General features: G+C 39.7%; 18 protein-coding genes and 2 pseudogenes. 11 read left to right on the top strand and 9 right to left on the bottom strand.

Features of this window, described 5'->3' with window-relative positions:
- From VQ643_RS13285 to VQ643_RS13265, 5 genes are all read left to right on the top strand, one after another.
- Nucleotides 1–145, top strand: a 145-nt coding sequence (locus VQ643_RS13285) for an integrase core domain-containing protein (protein ID WP_414200298.1), incomplete at its 5' end; no start/stop codon positions are given.
- A gap of 334 nt (nucleotides 146–479) precedes the next feature.
- Nucleotides 480–1,145, top strand: coding sequence for a CsgG/HfaB family protein (locus VQ643_RS13280; RefSeq protein WP_414200296.1), 666 nt, complete (start codon nucleotides 480–482; stop codon nucleotides 1,143–1,145).
- Between the two features lie 13 nt (nucleotides 1,146–1,158).
- The gene (locus tag VQ643_RS13275) at nucleotides 1,159–1,506 is read left to right on the top strand and encodes a DUF4810 domain-containing protein (RefSeq protein WP_414200295.1); all 348 of its coding nucleotides are present in this window, start codon (nucleotides 1,159–1,161) and stop codon (nucleotides 1,504–1,506) included.
- Nucleotides 1,507–1,516: 10 nt separating this feature from the next.
- Nucleotides 1,517–2,176, top strand: a complete 660-nt coding sequence (locus VQ643_RS13270) for a DUF799 domain-containing protein (protein WP_414200294.1) — start codon at nucleotides 1,517–1,519, stop codon at nucleotides 2,174–2,176.
- Between the two features lie 233 nt (nucleotides 2,177–2,409).
- Complete coding sequence (locus tag VQ643_RS13265; RefSeq protein WP_414200293.1) at nucleotides 2,410–7,029, top strand: hypothetical protein; 4,620 nt, start codon at nucleotides 2,410–2,412, stop codon at nucleotides 7,027–7,029.
- 468 nt (nucleotides 7,030–7,497) lie between these two features.
- Here VQ643_RS13265 and VQ643_RS13260 read toward each other — a convergent pair.
- The 4 genes and pseudogenes from VQ643_RS13260 to VQ643_RS13245 all read right to left on the bottom strand — a co-directional run.
- Nucleotides 7,498–7,548 (bottom strand): annotated as a pseudogene (locus VQ643_RS13260) (hypothetical protein); the annotation flags it as partial.
- A gap of 5 nt (nucleotides 7,549–7,553) precedes the next feature.
- Nucleotides 7,554–8,210 (bottom strand): calcium-binding protein, encoded by a 657-nt coding sequence (locus VQ643_RS13255; RefSeq protein WP_414200291.1) that lies wholly within the window; start codon nucleotides 8,208–8,210, stop codon nucleotides 7,554–7,556.
- 314 nt (nucleotides 8,211–8,524) lie between these two features.
- Entirely contained in the window at nucleotides 8,525–10,189 is a 1,665-nt protein-coding gene (locus tag VQ643_RS13250; RefSeq protein ID WP_414200289.1) for a hypothetical protein, read from the bottom strand.
- 1 nt (nucleotide 10,190) lies between these two features.
- Entirely contained in the window at nucleotides 10,191–10,829 is a 639-nt protein-coding gene (locus VQ643_RS13245) for a hypothetical protein (protein WP_414200288.1), read from the bottom strand.
- 126 nt (nucleotides 10,830–10,955) lie between these two features.
- Here VQ643_RS13245 and VQ643_RS13240 point away from each other — a divergent pair, with 126 nt between their 5' ends.
- Entirely contained in the window at nucleotides 10,956–11,543 is a 588-nt protein-coding gene (locus VQ643_RS13240; protein ID WP_414200287.1) for a cysteine peptidase family C39 domain-containing protein, read from the top strand.
- Nucleotides 11,544–11,558: 15 nt separating this feature from the next.
- Complete coding sequence (locus tag VQ643_RS13235; protein WP_414200286.1) at nucleotides 11,559–12,158, top strand: hypothetical protein; 600 nt, start codon at nucleotides 11,559–11,561, stop codon at nucleotides 12,156–12,158.
- Nucleotides 12,159–12,182: 24 nt separating this feature from the next.
- On the opposite strand, the gene VQ643_RS13230 is transcribed toward VQ643_RS13235, so the two are convergent.
- Genes VQ643_RS13230 through VQ643_RS13210 form a run of 5 tightly spaced genes read right to left on the bottom strand, consistent with a single transcriptional unit; the run spans nucleotide 12,183 to nucleotide 19,283 of the window.
- On the bottom strand, nucleotides 12,183–12,839 hold the full coding sequence (locus VQ643_RS13230; RefSeq protein WP_414200285.1) for a hypothetical protein: 657 nt from the start codon (nucleotides 12,837–12,839) through the stop codon (nucleotides 12,183–12,185).
- An 18-nt stretch (nucleotides 12,840–12,857) separates the two neighbouring features.
- Nucleotides 12,858–14,132 (bottom strand): TPM domain-containing protein, encoded by a 1,275-nt coding sequence (locus VQ643_RS13225; RefSeq protein ID WP_414200284.1) that lies wholly within the window; start codon nucleotides 14,130–14,132, stop codon nucleotides 12,858–12,860.
- Entirely contained in the window at nucleotides 14,119–14,712 is a 594-nt protein-coding gene (locus tag VQ643_RS13220; protein WP_414200283.1) for a LemA family protein, read from the bottom strand. The genes VQ643_RS13225 and VQ643_RS13220 overlap by 14 nt, the downstream gene beginning before the upstream one ends.
- 13 nt (nucleotides 14,713–14,725) lie before the next feature.
- Complete coding sequence (locus VQ643_RS13215) at nucleotides 14,726–16,132, bottom strand: DUF3999 family protein (protein ID WP_414200282.1); 1,407 nt, start codon at nucleotides 16,130–16,132, stop codon at nucleotides 14,726–14,728.
- The gene (locus VQ643_RS13210; protein ID WP_414200281.1) at nucleotides 16,122–19,283 is read right to left on the bottom strand and encodes a DUF2339 domain-containing protein; all 3,162 of its coding nucleotides are present in this window, start codon (nucleotides 19,281–19,283) and stop codon (nucleotides 16,122–16,124) included. Before VQ643_RS13210 ends, VQ643_RS13215 begins: the two co-directional genes overlap by 11 nt.
- 230 nt (nucleotides 19,284–19,513) lie before the next feature.
- On the opposite strand from VQ643_RS13210, the gene VQ643_RS13205 reads away from it, so the two are divergent.
- From VQ643_RS13205 to VQ643_RS13190, 4 genes and pseudogenes are all read left to right on the top strand, one after another.
- Complete coding sequence (locus VQ643_RS13205; RefSeq protein WP_414200280.1) at nucleotides 19,514–20,086, top strand: cold shock domain-containing protein membrane protein; 573 nt, start codon at nucleotides 19,514–19,516, stop codon at nucleotides 20,084–20,086.
- 81 nt (nucleotides 20,087–20,167) lie between these two features.
- Nucleotides 20,168–20,518 (top strand): annotated as a pseudogene (locus VQ643_RS13200) (DUF488 domain-containing protein).
- A 220-nt stretch (nucleotides 20,519–20,738) separates the two neighbouring features.
- Nucleotides 20,739–23,588 (top strand): valine--tRNA ligase, encoded by a 2,850-nt coding sequence (locus VQ643_RS13195; RefSeq protein ID WP_414200279.1) that lies wholly within the window; start codon nucleotides 20,739–20,741, stop codon nucleotides 23,586–23,588.
- Nucleotides 23,589–23,685: 97 nt separating this feature from the next.
- Nucleotides 23,686–24,654: an ABC transporter substrate-binding protein gene (locus VQ643_RS13190; protein ID WP_414200297.1), complete on the top strand. Its 969-nt coding sequence runs from the start codon at nucleotides 23,686–23,688 to the stop codon at nucleotides 24,652–24,654.
- The last annotated feature ends 16 nt before the right edge of the window (nucleotides 24,655–24,670 follow it).

Here is a 24,670-nt window from a genome sequence, read left to right as displayed (position 1 = left end):
TCATGAATGGTTAGATTTAAACATCTTTGACAGCATTGAACAGGCTCAAGAACTTGCTACACAATGGCTTTGGAGTTATAACAACGAACGCCCTCACACTGCTATCGGAGGAGTACCGCCAAGGCAGTTATTACAGGCAGCTTAAATTCTACAAATGAGCACTGTGGAAAATGGGGGGATTACAATAGCCTTTCATTCTAATATCACCAAAGAACAAATAACATTATCTAGCCTATTAATGGGTTTATTGCATAAACACTTAGTAGAAAGAATATAATTAATAAAGATAAAGAATAAAATTTTAGATAAACCACAAAGTTTTTTATTTAAATACACTTATAATCACGCACAATACGTTGACTATTTTGCCATCTGTGCAAATACCTTCTTATTATCGACAATACTATTTTCAAGCATTTGTAGTTTTGTATAGGACATGATTTATACAAAGCATTCGTGCTATTCATTGGAGTGAACACATGAAAAAAATCATTACTGCTTTCGCTATCACTAGCAGCGTTCTTTTAGCTTCAGGCTGTGCTACGGAAGGCTCTCGTGTAGTTGAAGTGCAAAAAGTAAATAGTTATAACACCCAATACCAAGGCCAACGTTCTAAACTTGCAGTAGGCAAATTTGATAATCGCTCTAGCTATATGCGTGGCGTGTTTTCAGACGGCGTTGACCGTTTAGGCGGTCAAGCTAAAACTATTTTAATAACACACTTGCAACAAACTAACCGTTTTAATGTGCTTGATCGTGACAATCTACAGGAAATCAAACAAGAAGCTGGATTTTCTAACACTACTCAGCAAATTAAAGGCGCTAACTACGTAGTAACAGGTGATGTGACTGAATTTGGCCGCAAAGAAGTAGGCGACCATCAGCTGTTTGGTATTCTAGGGCGCGGTAAACAACAAGTTGCCTACGCTAAAGTTAACTTAAATATTGTCGATATTCGCACTTCCGAAGTGGTTTACTCAGTACAAGGGGCTGGGGAATACAGTTTATCTAATCGTGAGATTATTGGTTTTGGTGGTACTGCAAGCTATGACTCTACCTTAAATGGAAAAGTCCTTGATCTTGCTGTACGCGAAGCAGTGAACAACCTAGTTTCTGCTCTAGAAGCAGGTGCATGGCGCCCATAACACAAGGATGACTATGACTATTTTTACTAAAACCAGCATTGTTGCCTTAGCAGCAATGCTCCTCACCGCCTGTGGCACACCTAGGCCTAACCTCTATCAATGGGAAGGCTATCAAGTTCAGGTCTATGAGCGTTTTACTAATAAATCAAGCCCTGAAGCACAAATTGAGCAATTAGAAAAAGGACTGAACATAGCGAATTCAAAAAATGCACAAGTACCACCTGGGTACCATGCACATTTAGGCATGCTCTATGCTGAAATAGGCAAAATGGACCAAATGGTGCAGCAGTTCAAAACAGAGAAAACGCTTTATCCAGAGTCTGCTCAATATATGGACTTTTTATTGCGCAATGTTAAATAAGGACATACTTATGCGTCTTATTCAAATACTAGGCTTAATTAGCTTCCTAGCATTACTCACAGGTTGTGCTTCACAGCAAGCTGAGCAAGTCGATTACTCTGCATTTAAAAATAGTAATCCTAAATCTATTCTTGTACTGCCACCACAAAATCATTCCCCCTCAGTAGAAGCAAGCTATGGCGTACTTTCACAAGTTAGCTATCCTTTGGCAGAAGGTGGTTATTATGTCTTTCCTGTTGCCGTAGTAGCACAAACGTTTCGTGAAAATGGCTTAACAGAAGCAGGCGATATTCATAGTATTAGCCCTGCCAAACTCCGCGAAATATTTGGTGCTGATACCGCTTTGTACCTTACAGTGACAAACTATGGCGTGTCTTATCAAATCATCCAAAGTGAAGTTCGCGTTTCTGTAGAGGGCACGCTAATTGACTTACGCACAGGTGAAACACTCTGGAAAGGTAATGCCACAGCGAGCAATCAGGAAGGCAGTGATAATAGTGGTAACTTAACCGCTAAACTTATCACAGCCGTGGTTAATCAAGTGATCAATACAACCATTAGCGACCCTTCAATTGGTATGGCTAACATAGCTGCAAACCGCTTATTAGCACCTCACGCGAATGGCGGCCTACTCTATGGTCCGCGCGCGCCAGAATCTATAGAGCAATAAGAAATACAAGCCTGTGTTTTGCTAAAACACAGGCTTTACTTTATCTAAAGCATTGAAATTTAATTTAAAAAATCAGGCTAATTCATATATTTTCAGATAGAAAATAGGTGATATAAATCAAAATAAAGCTATAGATAGTCTAGATTTAGAGCATGGCCTTATAAAGCCAAATCGAATATGAAACAATGAAAGGTAACTTTCTACAACTGCCGCTAGTTTATTAGGACAGAGTTATGCGCTTTTTACTTTCCGGTGTAGCTATCATTGTTTTAGCTGTATTTTTATATTTCTTTCAATTTCATCAAAACAATGCGCTGCCTTTACAAGCGGGCTATGACTTATATGAGCAAGAAAATTATCTTCAAGCCTATGAGTTCTTTAAACAAAGAGCAGAACATGACGCTCAAGCGGCTTTTAGTTTGGCATCGATGCACTTAGCTGAAAAAGCGCCACAAGCCTCTCAGCTTGAAGCAGAAAAATGGCTCATTCAAGCAGCTCAGCAAGGAAACAAAAGCGCTTTATATGATTTAGGCTTTTTACGTTTTAAAGCTGTACTTCAAGACACCAGTGACGACGCCAATGGTTTAGCCAGCTTAAAACAGGCAGCTGATTTAGGGGCCACTGAGGCTCAGCTATTCCTAGCTGGAACCTACTTAACAGGCGACTTTAACAAAATAGCGCCAGATATCGAGCAGGCACGCCGCTATTTTAAACAAGCTGAACAAACATCTGACGACCCACTTGCCAAATTCGGATTAGCTATCATTGCTTATAAGCATGATAATGACGCTGTTAGTGCTACCAATATCGCTAAACAGATACTTTCTGACGACTTCCCTATGCCTGCCATACTATTGGCTCAAATCTATAAAGAAGGCGCACAGGGTGTTGAAGCAGATGCTGCATTAGCTGAGCGCTACCAAAAGTTAGCAATGAAGCAGTTGTTTTCAATGTCCTCGTCTTTAGAGCCGAGTGTATTAAGTATTTATGGGGCACTCAATCAAGAGCAAAAGAAACAACTACTCGCTTACTATGAAAAAGCATCTACGCAGAAGGGCAACAGCTATGCTCGCTATGCTTTATTTAACTATTACAATAATGGAAAACTTGTATTTCCAAATCCACAAAAAGCATTGACTTATATTGATCCACTAGTCGCTAATGAAGAACCAAAAGCACTGTATTTAAACTATATAAATACTAAAGAAAACTCACAAAACCTAATAAAGTCAGCGGATGCTAATTATCCAGACGCGGCTTATAGATTGTCGCTCATATACAGCAACAAATATATTGATTTATCTATACAATATGACGAAAAACTAGCCAGTTCTTATTTAAAAAAAGCAGCTGATGCTAAACATACAGAGGCATTACTGGATATCACTAAAGAACTAAATCATTCTGGATTAGACAATCAATCGCTTGAGAAATATACGCTATCCTTATTAGAAAACAACCCTAATAACAGCCTAGCGTTAATGCGTGCCAGCGAAGTTTATGCAAATAAAAATTTATCTATTTATAGCTTAGAAAAATCATTTGAACTGAATAAAAAAGCGGCTTCTTTAAACGATCATGATCATCTTAAACTTGAACTTGCGAAAAAATATGGTTTTGGAATAGGCACAGATCAAAATTTAGAAAAAGCCATGGCAATCTATACTGAAATTTTGCCAACTGCTAAAGAGCGCTATACAGATATTAGTAGCTTAATTGAATTATATTTCACATATGACTTAACAGCCTATATTGATGAAGAACAAATAGTTTCTATACTAGAGCAGGAAATAAAAGATGACGACTATAAAAATGCAAATTACTACGCTAACTATCTATTAAAAAAGGACCCTATAAATAACAAAGAAAAAGCCTTAGCACTGTATAAAAAAGCAAGCCAACAGAGTCGATCAGGAGCCTTAGCCTATGCCAATGCATTGCTAGAGCTGACCGAAGACCAGGATACTGCCGTTGCCCTACTTGTTAATCTATTTACTACTAAAGACAGGGTTACTGGCTCTAAGCTTATAGAGACGCTATCTAAAAAAGAACAAGAGCAAGCTCATTACCTTATTTTCAATGTGGTTAACAAACATCCTAAGATAAAAAAGATTATTTTAGAAATGTCACTATCAGAAAATAATTCTGAAGCTAAAGAATTAGTTAACACATTAGTAGGAAAAGATCCTGATATTACTTTTCTCTATGCAATACAGAAAATTTCTAAAATAAAAGATGTTAATACTTTTCCAGAAGATGAGCTTAATGAATACTATACACTTATATTAAAAGCAGCTGAGTTAGGAAGTACTGAAGCCTATGAATATATAACGGAAAATTTAAATAAAGTAACTTACATTAACGACAAGCCTTATTATAAGTCAAAATTCCAAAAACTAACGGGGTTAAAGGCCAACGACAGCCTTAGTATTTATGAAAAATGTATTAAGCTAGGCAGTGATGAATGTTTACTTAGACTCGGTGAAATCTATCAAAAGGGTTATTATGATACGCCTATAAATTATGAAAAAGCCTTGTATTACTACAACCAAATAAAAAATCAGGACAGCATATTTGTAAAATCCTTAGTACGAGAAACCAAGGAGCACCAGCAAGGGTTAATAGATTTAAAAGCAGGTGCTGAAAAACTTGATCCTACTTCATTATACAATCTGGCTCATGCTTACCAAAAAGGGTTCTATGGCCTACCTAAAAATACTAACCAAGCATTAAACTATTTAAAATTAAGTGCAACTATGGGCTATGAGCCAGCGCTAGAAGAACTGATTGATTACTACTCAGAAGAAAGCCGCATTCAACAAAATAAACAGATTATTTTAACCTACTACAATAAATTAGCTGATCTAGGTAGCAAAAACTACACACGCGAACTGGCGCATCAGTATTTACAGGGTAGTCCATTAGTGGCAGAAGATCGTGCCAAAGCGCGCGAGTATTATACAAAAGCCCTTAATTGGGGCGATGAATTTATTGAATATATGGATGCAGTGGATCTTAGCTTGTCTGTTGCCAATGAAAGCACATTAGCTAAGTACCAACTCGGTAATGCTTATCTTCATGGTAGAGGCATTAAACAGGATGTTGATCAAGGCTTAGCCTATCTTGAACTAGCAGCAGAAGCGCAACACAAATGGGCGATACAAAAGTATGCTGACATTTTGCTCAGTGGCCTTTACAGCTCAGAGCAAAAGCGTTGGCTGGTAGAGCCTAGCAGCCTTTTAGAAAAGACCTTAACTTGGATGAAAAAGCATCCACAGCGCAGCTATTTTGCAGAGAACATTCAGCAATATGAGTCCTTACTCACCCATGACCAAACGAATAGTGCAGCTTTGTATTTTGAGTTAGCTAAACTCGCCAAAAACGATAAGAACTTAGCCCGCTATTGGTATCAAAAAAGCATAAACGCTGGGAACTATACGGCTATTCAAGCGCTTGCCAATATCGCTGATAGCTCTGTAGATATGCAAGCTTATTACCATTTAGGTGCTGATAATCAGGATCAATATTCACAAATACAGCTCGCACTGCAAGCACTGAATAATAGTGACAACAGTACGCTAACCACAAACTACAATACGGCTGTTGCACAGCTAGAAAAAGCGCTTACATCCGCCAATAAAGAACTATCTGAGGTCGCTTTTAAAGAGCTAGAACAGCTTTATCAGCAAGGTATAAAAAACTCGCAAGACATAGTGCTAGCTGCCCCAGATCAAACAAAATATCTCACGTTATTAACAAAGCAAGCTCAGCACCATCCTCAAGCCTTAGTAGCCTTATTTAACTACTATTATAAGTCTGAACCAGAACAAGCCCTCGTTTACTTGCAACAAGCGGCTGAACAAGACTACACCCCTGCCCAAGAACTACTCTTCACGCAGCACCTGCAATCAGCCTATTGTAAAAACCCTAACGCTAATCGTGCTCAAGCTGACTTGCTTTTGACGCAATTAATAGCCAAAAATGATCCTTATTTAGAAACTGCTTGGCATGCACAAAATATGGCTGATAACTACATGTTAGATGACTGTGGATTAGAGCCTGACTACGCTAAAGCAGTGCAATGGTACAAAACCTATCTTGAACTTTCTCCTACGGATAACGTAGAACAATTGCCCCTAGCACTCTTTAAGCTAGGCGATACAAAACAAGCTTACTATTACGCTTTAATAGGTAAAACCTATCCTTTGCTTACGGATATCAAGGCTATCTTAAGCAAAGAAGAACAATCACAAGTTGAGCAAAAAGTCGCAGAATACAAGCAATATCGCGCTGTTGGTCAATATGCTGACGCTATTGCAGAACAAGCCAAAGAGGCCGAAGAAGGCAATGGCCCCATAGCCTTTTCGCTGGCTGTTGATTACATACGTGGAGACCGCGTACCTCAGAGTGAAGAAAAAGCGATTTATTACTATGAATTAGCGGGAAAAAACGGATACATTCGCGGTTACAACGTGCTTGGAAATATGTATCTTCGTAAAGGCCCCAAACAAGATACTAAAAAAGCCCTGTATTATTTTGACCTAGGCGCAAAAGCTAAGGATAGCAATACCGCTCACTTAGCAGGCGACCTCTTCTACTTTGGCCAATCTGGAATCGAAAAAAACTACCAAACCGCCGCTCAATACTATGAAATAACCGATTTAGAACAAGGCTTTCATCATGCTGCCGCTAAGTACAAAATAGCTTATATGTATTACAACGGTTTAATTGGCAATAAAAGCCAAGCAGACTTACAAAAAGCCTACGATTACTTACAAATTGCTTACAAATACGGCGATAAAAACGCTAAAAACGCAGTTAAAAACTGGAGTTTTTCAGCTATAGGCAAGTAATAAAATTAGCTGGCAAGCAAAGTTTGCCAGCTAACATTACTTTAAAAATAATGACGCAATAAAACCTCAATCTGCACTGAACATACTCAATATCCTAAGTCGATTGTTCTTATAACTATCGTGACCTTCCCCATATATCTAAACACACTCTATACTTTATCTGTAACTTACATATTTTTTATCCTGTATAGATTCTTCGCTATGACAATAAATGCGCAAATCAATGAAAAATAACCACTGCATTGGTTATGTATGGGCATGTGAAAGCCAAAATACCCGCCTAAGCGAGTATTTATAAGGGTTTTAATGTATATTTGGGGATATTAAAGCTGAGAAATGGCGCCCCAGCGAGCTGCGCACTGGAAATGCAACCTCTCCTGCTTTTTCGATAACCTGATCGCCTACGCTATCTACAATATAGGTGTCATTACCACGTCCTCCTATCAGGATATCGTCACCTGTACCGCCATCAAGAATATCGTTACCATCGCCTGCAATGAGAGTGTCATTACCAGCCATACCCTCTAAATGGTGACACTATCACGACCATTACTTAGGCTTAAAATAAGATTGTTGCCTTCCTTCGCAATAGTAATGTCACCAATGCTGATACCTTCACCAAAAAGTAAAGTATCAGTGCCTGTATCACCATGGGTTTCAATAATGGTGTCGTTACCACCACCTAATTCAAAGAAGTAAGTATCGTTACCTTTACCACCGTAAAGCGTGTCATTACCTGCGCCACCACGGATAAAATCATCGCCATCACCACCTAAGATCAGGTCATTACCCGCGCCTCCGGATAAAATATCACCTTCTTTTGTGCTAACCAGTAAATCATTGCCAGAAGAGCCAGTACCTGAGGTCGAAAGATCGTAGTTAAAGTCTTTTGCTGCTTTAACTAACTGATCGTAAATAGGTGTTCCAGCAGAAGAAGTGAGCCATGTTTGGAGAAGAGTGAGGTGTTGTGAGCCTAATGCATTAAGTATTGTTCCTAAAACACGGTCTAGGTCTAATATATCTTTAATAGCTTCTACTGGCTGGCTTCTAAATTGAGACTCAAATGTGGCGTTAAACTCTTTAAAACCGGCCAACGCAGTATTGGTTTTTGGGTCAATTACAGTTTCGATTGAGTCAACATACATTTTTAGGCGTGTTGTTAGTAATAGACCATCATACACAGAGTTTTTAAGCGCTTGATATGACTGAGTTAAAAAGTCTTTTTGCCCCCAGTTGAATGCAATATCTTTTTCAGTGAGGATAGCAGTAGATTTGTCAATTTTAACTAAATTTTCAATAGCGCCTACTTTAATACTGAGTAATGGCTGTCCATCTTTATCAGTTACCCATGTATATGCTATAAAATTTTTAGAATTGAACGTTTCTAAAGCAGATAATTGCTCAAAAAACTGTTTTGTTTTTAAATCCGATTCTGTAGGTTGAGTGCCATTTACTTCCCAAGAAAATTTAAACTCTAAAGATTTACCATCAATAGTTAATTTAGATATTTTTTATCAAAAGTTTCAAACTTCGCAGGAGCAGACCACTCAGCAATCATAGTATCAACTAAAGATAATTGCTGACCACGAGTGTTCGCTGCTGCATATTCAGTCAAAATCTGTTTTAAATTTTGATTAAGCATTGTAGCTTCACGTAAGTCACGAACAGCACCAGAACCTTTCAAATCAGGTAGAGATTTACTATGTTCATCTAATGCTATCTTATCAGTAAACTCACGATAAAATGGATTATCTGTTAAATCTAAGTTAGCAACCACGCTTTGGTTTGCATTGGCTTCGCCTATACTACCATCTTCCCGTATAAATGTACCAATAGCACTAATAATATTGCCATTAGAGTCAATATTGGTTTTAGTGGCATCTAAATTAATACCGACAATGCCTAATTCATCTAATGTTTTGAGTTCATTAGCTTGGCTAATACCGTCACTGTTTAAATCCTGCCAAACTTTAACTTTAGAGAACATCTCATCATTACGATCAAAGACGCCATCACCATTAGAATCTAAATCACGTAAGGCATCAAAACCATCAACAGCTTTAGTACCATCCGACTTAATAGTATCTACACCAAATAATTCATTACCATTATCAATAGTGCCATTACCATCTTTATCTAGAACTAAAAAGCCGTCGCTTGGCGCAATCCAACCTGTCCCTGTTTTAATGCCATCGCCATTAAAGTCAAAAATAACGCCTTTATCTAAAGCAAGTGTTTCAATCCCATTATTATTTAAATCTAATGTTAGTGGGTCGCGGCGTGGCGTGAAATTCTGAGCATCACTAAATTTGTCGCGAACAGAATTGCATACAGTTTCAGAACCAACAGCTAAAGGTGCAGCTAGTGGCTCAGCTCTTATAAGCTCTAAAATATATTTAGCTTCATCACTATCTAAGTTATTATCTTTTATATATTTATCCAAATAAAATTTTAACTCTGCATAGTGTTCAGCAAAAAGTAATGATCTACCTTTCTCGTCATCATAATATTTTTTTCTTTTATTTATAACTTCCATAAAATTTCTTGAAGTATATGTTTTAAAAGGTATTTCATTTTCATTAATATACTCAAAATTTACTGTATGACCTTTTTTATTAGGATCAAGTAAGGCTTCTAAAGCCTTATTAAGCCTATCTGCATCTTTATCATGAGATTGAAAGTCAAAATTTCGATCTCTAGGAATAACTCTAGCTTTGACCTCTCTTCGTCCATTCGCATGAACATAGAAAATTGTATCTTCGCTTAATGTGAAGCTTGTTGAACCTTCGATAAAAGCTCTAGAAATATAGTCTCCTTTACCATCATCAAAATCATACTGAGACAGCCCTAGTTCAGGCATTGGCTTAGTTTTCACTCCAGCACTTTCCAAAATCTGCTTAAAAGTATACTCCCCCGCAGGAAGTTTATAATTAGTAACTTTTTTAAAATCAGTTCCGCTATACTCTTCTTTTTCACTTTTAGTAAGTCCACCATATAAAAAATCCCTAACAGCTTTAAATGAACTAGGATCGACAAAGCGACCTGCACCATTTTCCATATAATCTCTAGCATCTATTACTCTATTTTCTCCGTCAAAGTACATATCAAGAATTTCTTTGACTTTTTTATATTCAGATTCATTAAAACTCGTGCAAACCATTTCATATCTCCTTACATAGATTCAAAGGTATCACTGTATCTTCTTTCATAAATGTTTTTTTATCGGGAAACACATCACCCTCATTGTAATAGTATTTTATATATAAAAACTTATTACTACCTTCATATTTAAATATATCTTTTCTTATATCAGATAAAGAATTTCTATCAATAATTGAGCAGCAATCTTTTAAAAAAACTATTTCCCTACCGCCCCCAACTAAATACGAGTATTTATTATTAGATATATTAAAATCCTCTTTATTTATACTATTTCTTTGAATCTCAACAAAAAAATCATCGAAGAATTTATCATTTATTCTTTCTTTAGAGTTTTCTAGATAACTTTTCAGCTGGTTTTCTTTAGATTCGATAACCGTAAAAACTCTACATTCCTTCCGACCATCACAGAACTTCCGATCTAACGACAGGTGTACCTTACTTTTATAATATATAAAAAAATCATCTATATAGTAAGCCATGAGTTCTTTATAAACATCATTTTCATTCCCTGAAATACATTTTTCTTTATATTTATCCCAAATATTAACATCATCACTAAATCTACTATCGGGGAAAAAAATATAAGCAGTTATCGCAACAGCAGCAGATATAATTATATAATTATATAATTTATTCATATTTTACCTTTTAAAGTTTATTTCTTAGAAAGATGACCACCAATAAAACTGTACATTAGCTGAACATGCGCTAAAATCAAGTTGCACGCTTATACTAAAAATGACTTAACTCAACTATTTATAACTATGAATCCCAGCACTTCTCTCCATGCTTTATCTATCATTGCCCACTACCATGGCGTCTCTGTTGATGCGGCCGATATAACTCACCGTTTTATAGAAGAAGGTGAACTAGATCTCAATTTAAATACATGGTTATTAGCCGCTAAGTATTTAGAACTTAAAGCCAAAGTAGTTAAAAAAGATATTGAACGCTTAGATATGGTTTCACTACCTGCGGTAGTTTGGCGCGAGGATGGTGAGCATTTTATTTTAGCCAAAGTGGACGGCGATCGTTTTTTAATTCAAGACCTGACTTTAAATAAACCTTTAGTTCTGGAAAAAGAAGAATTTGCTAAAAAATACTCAGGAACTTTAATTTGTGTTTCCTCTCGTGCTTCTATATTAGGGCAACTCGCTAAGTTTGATTTTACATGGTTTATCCCTTCATTAGTTAAATATAGAAAGATTATTGGTGAGGTGATGTTAATTTCTGTTGTGATACAGATATTTGCATTAATAACACCATTATTCTTTCAAGTAGTGATGGATAAAGTATTAGTTCATCGTAGTTTTTCAACATTAGATGTGATTGCAAATGATCTCCCAAATTAATCATGAGCCCTAACTATGCAATTAAACAACCTGTTAAAAATAAGACCTAAAGTATTAATCTATGGATTTATTATTCCTTGTATTCTCATTATTTTAGTATTTTTATTTATATATAATACTTTCTTCTGTGACTATAGAGGGTTGGCAATAACAAGCCACACATATTCTACAATGAATATAATTAGCAAAAATTTAGATGAAGCAATAAATAATAAAAAAAACCCAATAACAACCGAATTAATTGAGCAGTTCAACATTAAACATGTTGATAAAGTCGAGATAAATAGCTTCAATAGAAACAATAAAACCTATTGGTTTATTACTGCTACTTTTAATGGCAAATCAGATGCTCTACTGCAGGGCACACAGCTTGTCTTTTTTCGTGAGAATACTCCTGCTACAACCAGTCTAGAGTATTCCGTAGAAACACTAACGCCTCCTAATGCAACAAAACCTAGGGCTCAAGAAAACTTTTGGCATTGTCGCTTTTATATTGCTGACAAGCAAAAACTCATAAAGCAAACCTATCGCAATTGCGCAGCTGTATTAGAACAATTTGAAAGCACTGATCAGTTATTTGTTAAAGACAGCAAAGGCAATGTGCTTACCAAATAGACAGATCCATAATGCCACTAATTGCTATTTTCTAGATCGTTTTGACGCTGCTCGTTGACTGCTAAACAGCAGTGTTTTAACGGCTTTATCTTCGGCTGATAGATGAAACGCCCATTGTTTAATCTGTTGGTTTAGCAAACGGGAAACGCCATAAAATACGCTGGCAGCGACAATAAGCCCCAGCGCAATGCCGTACCAACCAAATTGAATTAGCCCCATTAGTGTAAAAAAACTGACTACCAACCATGTGCGTTCAAGCAACAATAACAGTATATTCAGCATGAGGTTTCGTTTAGCGTTAAAACCTTGTAAGAAATCACGTGCATATTCAAGCATGGCATCTTCGGTTGAGATTTCAGGCAGCTGGCTTGCCAAATCTAGCCGATAACTACGCACATTGCCCTCTAACAGCCAAAATGCGCTTTTGCATTTAATCAGTAGCACTTGAGGCACCAGCGCATCAATAGACTGTTTATTTAAACGTAACAATGAAGAAGCCTGCGGTTTACCTAGACTGATTTGATAAATAATAAAAAGCGCACATACAATGGCGAAGCTATGCCAGACAGCAAGTATTTGCTCTGCTATTGCCTTATATCCAAAGAGCTTGTCAGTTGCATTTGCCCAAACTGGCAAGCAGAAGCACATCACTATGCATAAAAGCCTTAAGTGTTGTTGCATTACTTTCATCCTTAAATATTACCAGCTACTAGAGGAGCCACCGCCACCGCTGCTTCCGCCACCACCACTACGCCCTGAACTACTAGAGGAACTGCTGCTAGAAAACCCGCCACCTGAGGATCCTGAGCCTGAACTTGCCTTAAGCTGTACTAAAAACAACACATATCTATAGAGTTTTCGGTCTTGTTCTGTAAAAGAAAAATTCCAACTTGTAATATGGCGCTCAAGTAACGCACGCAAACTAAAAATAACAAAACTAACCGCCAAAAAACCTAAAACACCTATAAGTATAGAATCCGTTAGCAAAAAGGGGATAAAGCTTGCTACGGTAAGAACCCCTCTCAACCCCATGCATAAAAAAAGATACAGATTAGTAGCACTACTTTTATGCTGGGCAAAACGCATTAACAAGTCTGCAGTATCTTTTTTAAACGAAGCTGGTTTAGCTCCCGTTCGTGTTTTTGCAGGCTTTTGCTTTTTATCAAATGGAAAATTCTTTGTTGAACTTAATAGGTTAAAAACCAGAACCAGGCTTTGCTCCAATTTGGCTTCTGACATACGCTGTATACGTCTGTTCGATAACCAAAGCAATGAAAAACTTGAAAAGAAAAACCTACATAAAGTATTAAACAGAGTATATAAAAAGACGCCTATCACACCGGCTGCAATAGCAAAAAAAACCACAAAAAAAGCAATATCCCCCCAGCTTCGCCCTTGCTCTTTTGTTGGCCTCCCGGAGCTATTTGATGCAATGTCGCTCATATTTTGTGGATTTTTTATTTGCGCAATAGCCGCTTCTAATGTTTGCTCAATACCTTGATAATAATTACCTTTGCGAAAAGCAGGCGCTAACTGTTGATCTAAAATATGTCGTGTTTGTAAGTCAGTTAATACGCCTTCAAGTCCATATCCAACTTCGAAACGCATGCGCTTATCATTAACCGAAATCAGCAGTAAAACACCATTATCAATCCCTTTCTGCCCTAACTGCCATTTTTCAAATGTGCGTAATGCAAGGCTTTCGATACTTTCACCTTCTAAGCTTGGCACAATAAACACCGCCATTTGCGGTCGTTGCAAATTAGTTGAATGCTCAAAATCAAGCAGTATCTTGTCTAGTTTTGTATTTTGCTGAGCGGTTAACAGCCCCGCTGAATCAACCACCCAACTCGTACTTAGCTGCGGGATAACAACCTGAGCGAAGCCTAAACTGGGTATTAAACCTATTAGGCAAAAAAAGAATACCCAGCGCTGTAGTAACCCTGAAAGTTTCCAGTGCTTAATTAAATTCAATGGAAGGCGCCTTACTTAATTCTGCTGAATTTTCTACTGAAAAATTAGGTTTAATCTCAGCGCCAGCATAGCCTGCTACCCAACTCGCTGGGACTTTTCGAATATAGCTATTATAGCGTTGAACACTTTGGATATAGCGTCCACGCGCTGTAGCAATACGGTTTTCTGTGCCTTCTAATTGCACCATTAAATCAGCAAAGGCTTGTGTACTTTTTACATCAGGATAGCTTTCAGCAACCGCTAATAAGCGTGATATAGCACCACCCAGTTGGCTTTGCGCTTGATTAAATGCCTGCAGTTTTTGGGCATCATTTAAGTCGGCAGCATTAATATTTAAGCGCCCAATTTGGCCGCGTAACTCAGTGACTTCTGTTAACACTTTACTTTCAAAGTTGGCAGAACCTTGCACTGTTTTTACCAAGTTAGGAATTAAATCTGCACGGCGTTGGTATTGGTTTAATATTTCAGAGGCTTGCGCTTGAACGTGCTCATCTAATTCTTGGATTTGGTTAAAGCTTTGAACTCCCCATGCAGCAACCAAAGCCAATGCCAAAACCAGTACCAAGACCCACTTTTTCATACTAACCTCTTGATTATTCTTGCGTTTTATTCGATGACTCACGGATCAGCTTGACTGACATAAAGAGCAAAGTACAACCACTGAGCACCATAATCAGCCAAAACCAGATATTCAGTTGAACACCTGAAAACAGTGGCTGCTTAATTTCTGTTGCTTGTTGCCCCGCTAAATCAGCAGCCTTATTGCTTAAATAAGCATTCACCATGCTTACTATTGGCGCTGTATTAGTGCAATTAATACAGAGTAAATCATCCATGTTTAAACTAGCATCAGCCACATTAGCTGCCCCCCAAGCCAATAAATACGGCTCATCACCTGACCTATTAAATATCACTACAGGAGAGTAAAATTCCCGAGAAATTTTAGGTGCTTTGTTCCATGCTGACTTAGGTGCCGTAAGGCGTATACGTTGAATATTTTTACGATCTACATTCAGCAACGTGCCTTGGGTTTTATCTCGCGAATCCAAAACTAAGGATTTTATACTTACCCAGTCATCAGGATGCCCAGAAAAGCTGACTTCGACATTGACAAATAGCAACATTTTTTCGTCAATTTCAAGTAATAACTGCCCAATATCCTGCCCTTTTCCAGGCAATTTATAAATAGCTTGGTAACCCTCCGAAGGCTCTTTTTCTAACTCAATAGGCACATACTCAGCTGCTACTGGCGGCAAGCGTTTTTTTTCGACCAAAAGCACGTCAAAGCCCTCCTGTTGGCTAATGCCAACTGGCTCTTTCCACAAAATGAGCCAATCATCTCCTGCCATAAGCTCCAGAGAATAAGAGATAAAGTCCGATAATTCATAACTATTAGAAGCCGGTATTAAGCTTATATTTTTACTGCCTCTATATTCCCACTTCTGGCTATATTTTCCTTTAGTAAACAGGCTAAGTTCGGCTATATCTGCAAATTTAATATCTCGCTGCAACTGGATTTTTTGCAGCATTCCAGAATAACCTCGCTGTTCTGCTGTACTGAAATACGCTTCAAGATTAAAGTTTTTCGTATCTGCCGTACGCATGATGGCAGGCTTAACATTCACCGCCTGATTAGTAGGCAAAACTACTGTTCCCTCATGAATAGGAAGCTGTTTCAGTGAATGTTTTCTAGCTAATTCATAGTGATAAACACCTTGATTCGATAAAATCGCCATCGGCAAAGCACGCTCATTACTATTAAAAATACGCAAGTCACGTTTATCACTAAAAACAAGTTGATCAACTACACTCACAGGTAGCTGCAAACGAACTAGAGTATTTTCTTGCACCTCAGTATCGAGTTCAAGGTAACGCCCATAAGCGAAATCCATAGGTTTTGCATTGTTCACAACCTGTTGTTTAGCTGCTATGGCATTAAGATTGCCTGCGCAAAGCAAGATCAATAACCCATAACACAACCCAATTAACTTATTCTTCACGAACAGCGTCCTCTGTAGTGGTTTGCTCACGTACTGGAGGCAAGGGTGCAAAGTAACCCAGCACAATAAAAATAAGTGCAACCCCAATAAAACTCACTGCACGGTACAAGCCATTATCAATTGCCCACGCGTCTTTTAATAATAATTTCAAGGTTACTACGGCTAAAATGCCAGCTCCCACTTTCCACACAAAACGCTGCTTACGACGCTGGGCATAAATAACCAATATAAAAGCAATGCTTGCCCAAATAATAGATAAGGCCGTTTGAATAACTACGGATGCCCACAGCGTATGGAATTGCCAAGCTAAATCTTGGTAGTAAGCAACCGAACGCATAACACTGACGGTTACCATCAAGCACGCCAACCCAGCCATCATCCAATATGTCATATTAGCCTTGTAGTAACTACGAACAATAAAGAACATAGTTATCCATAATAGCCACAGACTTTGCTCAAGTGGATTAAACAGTGGAATAAAGGTGCTTAAATGCTTAAAGCCTGCCATTTGGTTAAATAAAATAAGCGCAAGAGGTAGCAGCACCCATAATGGCTTGCTAATTGCCACTAACGTTTGGTAACTGGTGGTAGCGATGCCTAAACGGTAGCTTTGCAAAGTTAAGCCAATGAAGCCAACCAAAGCCACTGTCCACATAAACGGAACCCAACTATCTTGGTAGCGCTCACCTAACTGATAACTATGCCAACCCAACTCCAGAGCAACAATCACAACTGCTTGCCAAAAACTAAACGAAGCAAAATAAGCTAGCTGCTTGCGATATAAAGCAGACAAGTAAATACCAAACACAACAGGTACAAAATAAATCCAGGAGTAAAACCAATTAGATAGAATGGAATAGGCGTTTACTCTATCCAATATAAATACAACTAAATAAAGGCTAGAGATAGGCAGTAATGCCCATCCACAGTATTCCAGTTGACGCCAAGCGCTTAATCGCCCCATCACTTGGTAAAGAATACAGAAGAAGCTGATGCCTATTAGACTTAATTCAAAGCTTGGTGCTAATTCTAACCATGCAGTAAGTCTAAATAGGCTAGTAACAGCCGTTAACATAGAGGCTATTAGAGCAATACTTGCCAACATGTACAAAACACCTTGGCGCTCAGAAGCTTTAAAACTAAAGACGGCACTAACCAATACTGAGCATGCCACTACTGCATCAATCAAAAACAACTGAGATGCCATCATGCTCGAATCATATAGATTCAGGTAAATCGTGGTTACGCCAACGAGTACTTGCAAGCTCAACCCTGAAAGCATTACAGCCTTGCTTTGATACTTATAGCCATAACCCACAACAAGGCTTGCCGCAATAGTCCAAATTACCGCTGTTGCTTGTGCAGTCAATGCTAATGGAATAGAGCAAACTACAAAGCCTATCACCAGCAGTGCATTTATCACTATTAGGTCACGATAAAGCACTTTATTTCGCAACAACACTAGTTTAGTAAATATCAAATATAACCCTGCAAAGCTAAGTGCTGAAACGCCTGACAGTAAACGGTTATCTTGCACCATTAAATACTGTAATACGAAGCCTGCAATAGGCACACCTAAGGCCAGTAACAAATCGGCACGCGCTGGTTTAACGCCTTGTTTAAATACATAAGCTTGAGACAAAAAGGCAAACAACAGCAAATTAGCAATTAAGAATCCCTGACTGGCTAGATAAAAATCTACTTTGTAGTACTTCCAACCCCATAATCCTGCAATGACAACACTGAACAGGAAGGACACCACATTAAGTCCACGCCATGCACGAAAATAGGCAATTCCTAACACGGCGCAGCTAATAATCAAATAATAACTAAACAGACCAACATAATTATTACTGCCCGTAGAGACTAAGAGTGGCGCAAGATAGCCACCAATGGTCGCAAGCAGAGCTAAGCTATACGCATTTTGTAATAACGATAAAATAATACTTGCGACGCTAAGCACTATGAGCAATCCAAGTGACACGCTCAAAGGGAGTAGTTTGATAATGACACTGGCACCAACGACTGTAAGGTATAAACCGCCAACCCCGCCGCCTTGTAAAATAGTGGCATATAGCTGCTTTTTATGGCGCAACAACCAACCTATCACGAGTAAACCAAAACTCAATGCGCCAGCAAATATAAAGCGTAACTCCACGGGGAATACAGCATATTCAGCAGTGAAGCGTACTAAATAGCCTAAACCTAGAAATAATAGTAAAACGCCAACTTTGGCAAAGGGATTACCCGTTGTTAGCCAATTCCATACCGCACTCACACCTTTATCAAACCAATTATCATAATCATCTTGGCGTGGTGTATTCCTTAATGCACCTTGAGTAGAGCTTACTGGTGGATTTGACGCTTCAATGACTGGCACTGGCGGTTCTACAGACTCATTTATAGAGGCCTGCGCTTCACCTATTACTTCAGGCATTGGCTCTAATGCTACTTGAGACGCAATAGGCTCTGGTGTTAACAGCTCTGCTGTGGTTTCTTCTAATAATTGTTGATCTTGTTGATCTTGTTGAGCCATGACTGAATCAAGCGTTACAGGCTGAGAATCAGCATTCGCAGCTGCAATCTCAACAATCATGTCTTTCTCGTCTTTAAGCACTTCTAGCGGCAAATTGATTGATGGCTCTAGCTTTTCCGCTTCACTTTCCTGCACTAAAAGCGATTGATCTTCAATCGTTTCTGAGCTTTGTTCTATTCCCTGCACAACTGATAATGACCTGTCTAATTCGAAACTTTGCTCTGCTTTTTCTGGTGCTAAGTTGGCAGCAGCTAATCCTAAATCAGCTTGTTCAGAGGCAAAAATGAAAGCCCCGGTATCTAGAGTGGATGAATGACTAGTTTCTTGCTGAGCTAAATCTTGCGCCACAGGATCAGGAGGTAAGGTCAAATCTAAACTTATTTGTTCATCATCCTTGGTTTCTTCTGGTGCAACAACCTCGGCTGACCGAACACTTTCTTCTGAACTAGGTTCTGGAAGTAAATGATTATGCAAATAGATTAAATGCCCACGTATTTGTTCCATTTGAGCACTCAGCCCTTGTTGCTCTTGGCGTATGCTATTAAGCGTTTGCACGGCTTGCCATGCGAAGTAAACAAGAGCGCCTAGCGCACTAAGAACCATCATTATAGTCATACTTCATTCCCTGAATTAAGTACGCCAACTATATGACAAATTACCCAAAAAAGATTGCTCTAACCAAGGTTTTTTGTCTATTCACAACAAATGTGCGCTCACTCAGTATTTGTTTTACATTTTACTTTAAGCTTTAATACTTAATGTGCTGGTGTCCTATCCGCTTTTTGAAAGGGCACAGTGCTTATCCAATCTTATTACTCATTTTTAAACGTCGAGTTGATTTTTCCATGCTAAAACTTGTTCATTTACTAGTAGGTGCTATTGCACTAATTGCAACATTCATTTTTGAAGACAAAGACAAAAGCTTTACTTTAGCTTACTTCGCACTGGCTAACTTACTGATTGCGCCAATCCTTCCCGTCTGGGCAAGGGGTGCGCGTCGTCAAATGCAGTCTATAGTTTCATTATTGATTATCTTAGCCACTATTGTTCAAGGCTTCTTTTTACTCAATGGCACTACCGATATTGATGGAACACCCGCCTCTTACTTCAGCCTAACCCTGCTAGCCTCTGGTGTAGTACTTCACCTAGTTTTAAACCTACGTAAAGTTGCACCTAAAAGTGTGCCTTTATCGCAAGATTTAACTAACCGCGAAACGGGTACTGTAAAGTGGTTTAACACCTCTAAAGGTTTTGGTTTTATTTCTCGTGACACTGGAGATGACATCTTTGTGCACTTCCGTGCCATTCGTGGCGAAGGCCATCGCGTACTTGTGGAAGGCCAGCGCGTTGAGTTTACTGTTATGCAGCGTGACAAAGGCTTACAGGCTGAAGATGTGATTGCTGCCTTACCTAACTAAAAAATGCTACTTGTATAACCGAATAACCGCAGCCGAGTCTGCGGTTATTTTTATCTGAGCATTTGTTTGTGAGGATGAAAAATGATTCCGTGTAAAGGTGTTTATCAGCACGCCACGCCTGAAGACAGTTACCGCATTCTGATTGACCGACTCTGGCCAAGAGCTATCAAAAAAGACAGCTTAATAGTGGACAACTGGTGTAAGGGAATATCACCATCAAGCCTTTTACGCCAATGGTTTCATGCCAACCCTAATTGTTTTAACGAGTTCAGTTTGCGTTATTAACAAGAGCTAGCTAATCACTTTATATATTAGGATCTCCTTTTAGAGAGAGTTCAAAAACAAAGGCTTACCTTGCTTTTTGCTGCGAAAGACCCAGAACACAACCACGCCATAGTACTACAACAGTTTCTACAACAGCAAAACCGCTAATGATTTATTTTGTGCTAGCGTAGCGCCTTATTAAACAATGATTATAGCGTTTAGGATAAGGCTTTAGTTTTTTCTGCCACACACCTTAAAAATCACTACAAATAACGCCAAGCAATTGCGCAGGCTTGAGCCTATTATGCAGTATGACTATGGCGAATCATTGTTTGACGCTATACTAACGTGTTTTTCACATTCGCCGTAATTAGGGGTCCCCGCGAACATGGATAAGACCTATCAGCCGCAGGCTATTGAGACGTCCTGGTATCAACATTGGGAGCAAAATAACTACTTTGCCCCGCAAGGCTCTGGTAAGCCCTACACCATCATGATTCCACCGCCAAACGTAACTGGCAGCTTGCACATGGGTCATGGTTTCAATAATGCCATTATGGATGCGCTGATTCGTTTCCGCCGCATGCAAAATCGCAATACGCTTTGGCAAGTGGGTACTGACCACGCTGGCATCGCAACGCAAATGGTAGTAGAACGTCAGCTTGCAGCTAATGGTGTCACTCGTCATGACCTAGGCCGCGAAGCCTTCTTAGATAAAATCTGGGAATGGAAAGCACAGTCTGGCGGCACTATTACCAACCAAATTCGCCGCTTAGGCAGCTCAGTAGACTGGTCTCGCGAACGCTTCACTATGGATGACGGTTTATCTACTGCCGTTAAAGAAGCTTTCGTACGCCTCTACCAAGATGGCTTAATTTACCGCGGTAAGCGCCTAGTTAACTGGGACCCTAAGTTTCACACCGCTATTTCTGACTTAGAAGTTGAAAATCACGACGAAAAAGGCTTCCTGTGGAACCTGCGTTATCCCCTTGCTGATGGCGCTAAAACAGCTGATGGCAAAGACTATTTAGTGGTAGCCACAACACGTCCTGAAACCATGCTGGGCGATAGTGCTATTGCAGTACATCCAGAAGATGAGCGCTACCAAAACCTAATTGGTAAAGAGGTTCTACTACCGCTAGTTAATCGTCGCATTCCAGTTATTGCAGACGACTATTGTGATCCTGAATTTGGTACAGGCTGTGTAAAAATCACACCTGCTCACGACTTTAATGACTACGAAGTCGGCAAACGCCATAGCTTACCACTGATCAACGTGCTTGATAAAAACGCAGCGATTTTAGCGCAAGGTCAAGTATTCCATGTAGATGGCAGCGTTAACGAGCAATTAGACGCACCTATCCCTGCTGAATATGCTGGTTTAGATCGTTTTGTCGCACGTAAGCAAATTGTTGAAGCCTTTGACCAACTAGGCTTACTTGAGAAAGTCGAAGATCACGCGTTAAAAGTCCCTCGTGGTGATCGCTCAGGCGATGTTATTGAACCTTGGTTAACCGACCAGTGGTACGTTTCCACCAAACCACTCGCTGAACCTGCTATTGCTGCCGTAGAAGATGGTCGTATCGAGTTTGTACCTAAGCAATACGAAAATATGTATTTCAGCTGGATGCGTGACATTCAAGACTGGTGCATTAGCCGTCAATTATGGTGGGGACATCGAATTCCAGCATGGTATGACGAAGCAGGTAATGTTTATGTCGGTCGCGATGAAGCCGAAGTACGCTCAAACCACAACCTAACCGCTGATATCACACTACGCCAAGATGAAGATGTACTGGATACATGGTTCAGCTCTGGCTTATGGACATTCTCAACCTTAGGCTGGCCTGAACAAACCGATTTCTTAAAAACCTTCCATCCAACGGATGTGTTAGTCACAGGTTTTGACATCATCTTCTTCTGGGTGGCGCGCATGATTATGCTCACCATGCACTTGGTGAAAAACCCAGACGGCACGCCACAAATTCCGTTCAAAACCGTTTACGTGCATGGTTTGGTGCGCGATGGTCTAGGGCAGAAAATGTCAAAATCTAAAGGTAACGTATTAGACCCTTTAGATATTGTCGACGGCATTGATCTAGAAACCTTAGTACAGAAACGCACTAGCGGCATGATGCAGCCGCAAAAAGCCGCCAAAATTGAGAAGCAAACCCGCGCAGAATTTCCTGATGGTATTGCCAGTTATGGTACTGATGCACTGCGCTTTACTTTCTGCTCACTCGCTTCAACAGGACGTGATGTTAAGTTCGATATGGGGCGCGTAGAAGGCTACCGCAATTTCTGTAACAAAATTTGGAACGCGGCACGCTATGTGATTATGCAATGCGAAGCTCAAGACTGTGGCTTAACGGGTACTGTAGAGCTTAGCGTAGCTGATCGTTGGATTATTTCCCAATTACAGCGCACAGAAGCTGAAGTTACTCGTCAATTAGATCAGTTCCGCTTTGACCTTGCCAGCCAAGCACTCTACGAGTTCGTTTGGAACCAATATTGCGACTGGTATTTAGAGCTTTCTAAACCAGTACTTTGGGATGAAAACGCACCTCTTGAGCGCACACGAGGCACACGCCGTACCTTAGTCAAAGTATTAGAAAGCATCTTGCGTCTAGCACATCCATTTATGCCATTTATCACCGAAGAAATCTGGCAACGCATTGCTCCATTGGCAGGTGTAGAAGGCGCAACTATCATGTTGCAAGCGTTCCCACAAGCGCAGGAAGAAAAACTAGATGCACCAGCCGAGGCCAGTATTGAATGGCTTAAAGGCGTGATGCTTGGCGTGCGTAATATCCGTGCTGAAATGAATATTGGCCCAGGCAAACCGCTGCCACTATTCTTAGCTAACGCGACCGAGTCTGATCTTCAGTATCTAGAAGAAAACCGCACAACTTTAGTTAAATTGGCAAAGTTAGACAGCATTACACTGTTAACCGTAGATCAAGAAAAACCCATGTCAGCTACCGCTCTTGTGGGCGATATGCAGGTTTTAGTACCTATGGCAGGCTTGATTGATACTAAAGCAGAACTTGCACGTTTGGATAAAGAAATTCAACGTTTACAAGGTGAGCTAAAGCGTGTCGCTGGCAAACTAGCCAATCAAGGTTTTGTTGCCAAGGCACCTGCTGATGTAATTGAAAAAGAACAAGCTAAACAAGCCGAGTTTGAACAAGCTCTGGAACAGTTAGCACAACAACACGCACGCATTTCTAGTCTCTAGCACAAGGTTCTAGAAGGCGTGCTAGCTTCTGCGTAGAAAACTACGCAGAAGCTTTTTATTGGCTATTGCCTTTTAGGAGATTGCATACGTGCTAAAGATGACGAAAAAAGCGTTGCTCTCAATCAGCGCCCTTACCCTTGCTTTATCTGCAAGTGTTACCACTTTTGCAGCTGAAACCAAGTCAGTTGCAGTTACAGCTATCGTCGAGCACCCAGCACTGGATGCCGTACGTGATGGGGTAAAAGATACGCTTGCCCAAAATGGCTATGAAATTGGCAAAAATCTTAAATGGCAATACCAAAGCGCCCAAGGCAACACAGGTACAGCCGCACAAATTGCCCGGAAATTTATTGGTGATCGTCCAGATGTCATAGTGACTATTGGCACCCCCTCTGCACAAGCTGCGGTTGCGGGTACAAAAAGAGTACCTATTGTTTTCTCAGCGGTAACTGATCCTGTTGAGGCTCAGTTAACTCCGAGTTGGGAAGCCTCAAAAACAAACGTAACAGGCGCCTCTGACCTGCTTGAGTTAGATAAGCAAATCGAGCTTATTCAAAAAATCGTACCTAACGCCAAACGCGTTGGCATGGTTTATAACCCAGGTGAAGCCAACTCTGTGGTAGTAGTAGAAAAAATGCGCAAAATTCTACCTGAGCATGGCATGCAGCTTGTTGAAGCAGCAGCCCCACGTTCAGTCGATGTAGGTTCAGCCGCTCGCAGCTTAGTTGGCAAGGTCGACGTTATCTATTCAAGTACAGATAACAACGTAGTGTCTGCTTATGAAGCGCTGACCAAAGTGGGAAATGACACTAAAACGCCTATTATTGCGTCTGATACTGGTAGTGTAAGCCGTGGCGCTATTGCCGCCCTAGGCGTTGATTATTACCAGCTAGGCGAGCAAACAGGCCGTATTGTGGTGCAAATCTTGGACGGCGAAGCACCGGGCAATATCAAACCACAAACAAGTGAGAACTTAGAACTGTTCTTAAATAAAACTGCAGCCGCTAAACAAGGCGTTGTTCTTTCGGAAGAATTGCTAAAGTCTGCGACAAAAGTTATTGAGTAATACCTGTTAGCGCCAA

The organism is Pseudomonas sp. F1_0610, assembly GCF_047470865.1.
Lineage (GTDB): Bacteria > Pseudomonadota > Gammaproteobacteria > Pseudomonadales > Pseudomonadaceae > JAZDRH01.
This window is presented reverse-complemented; position numbering and strand designations above follow the sequence as displayed.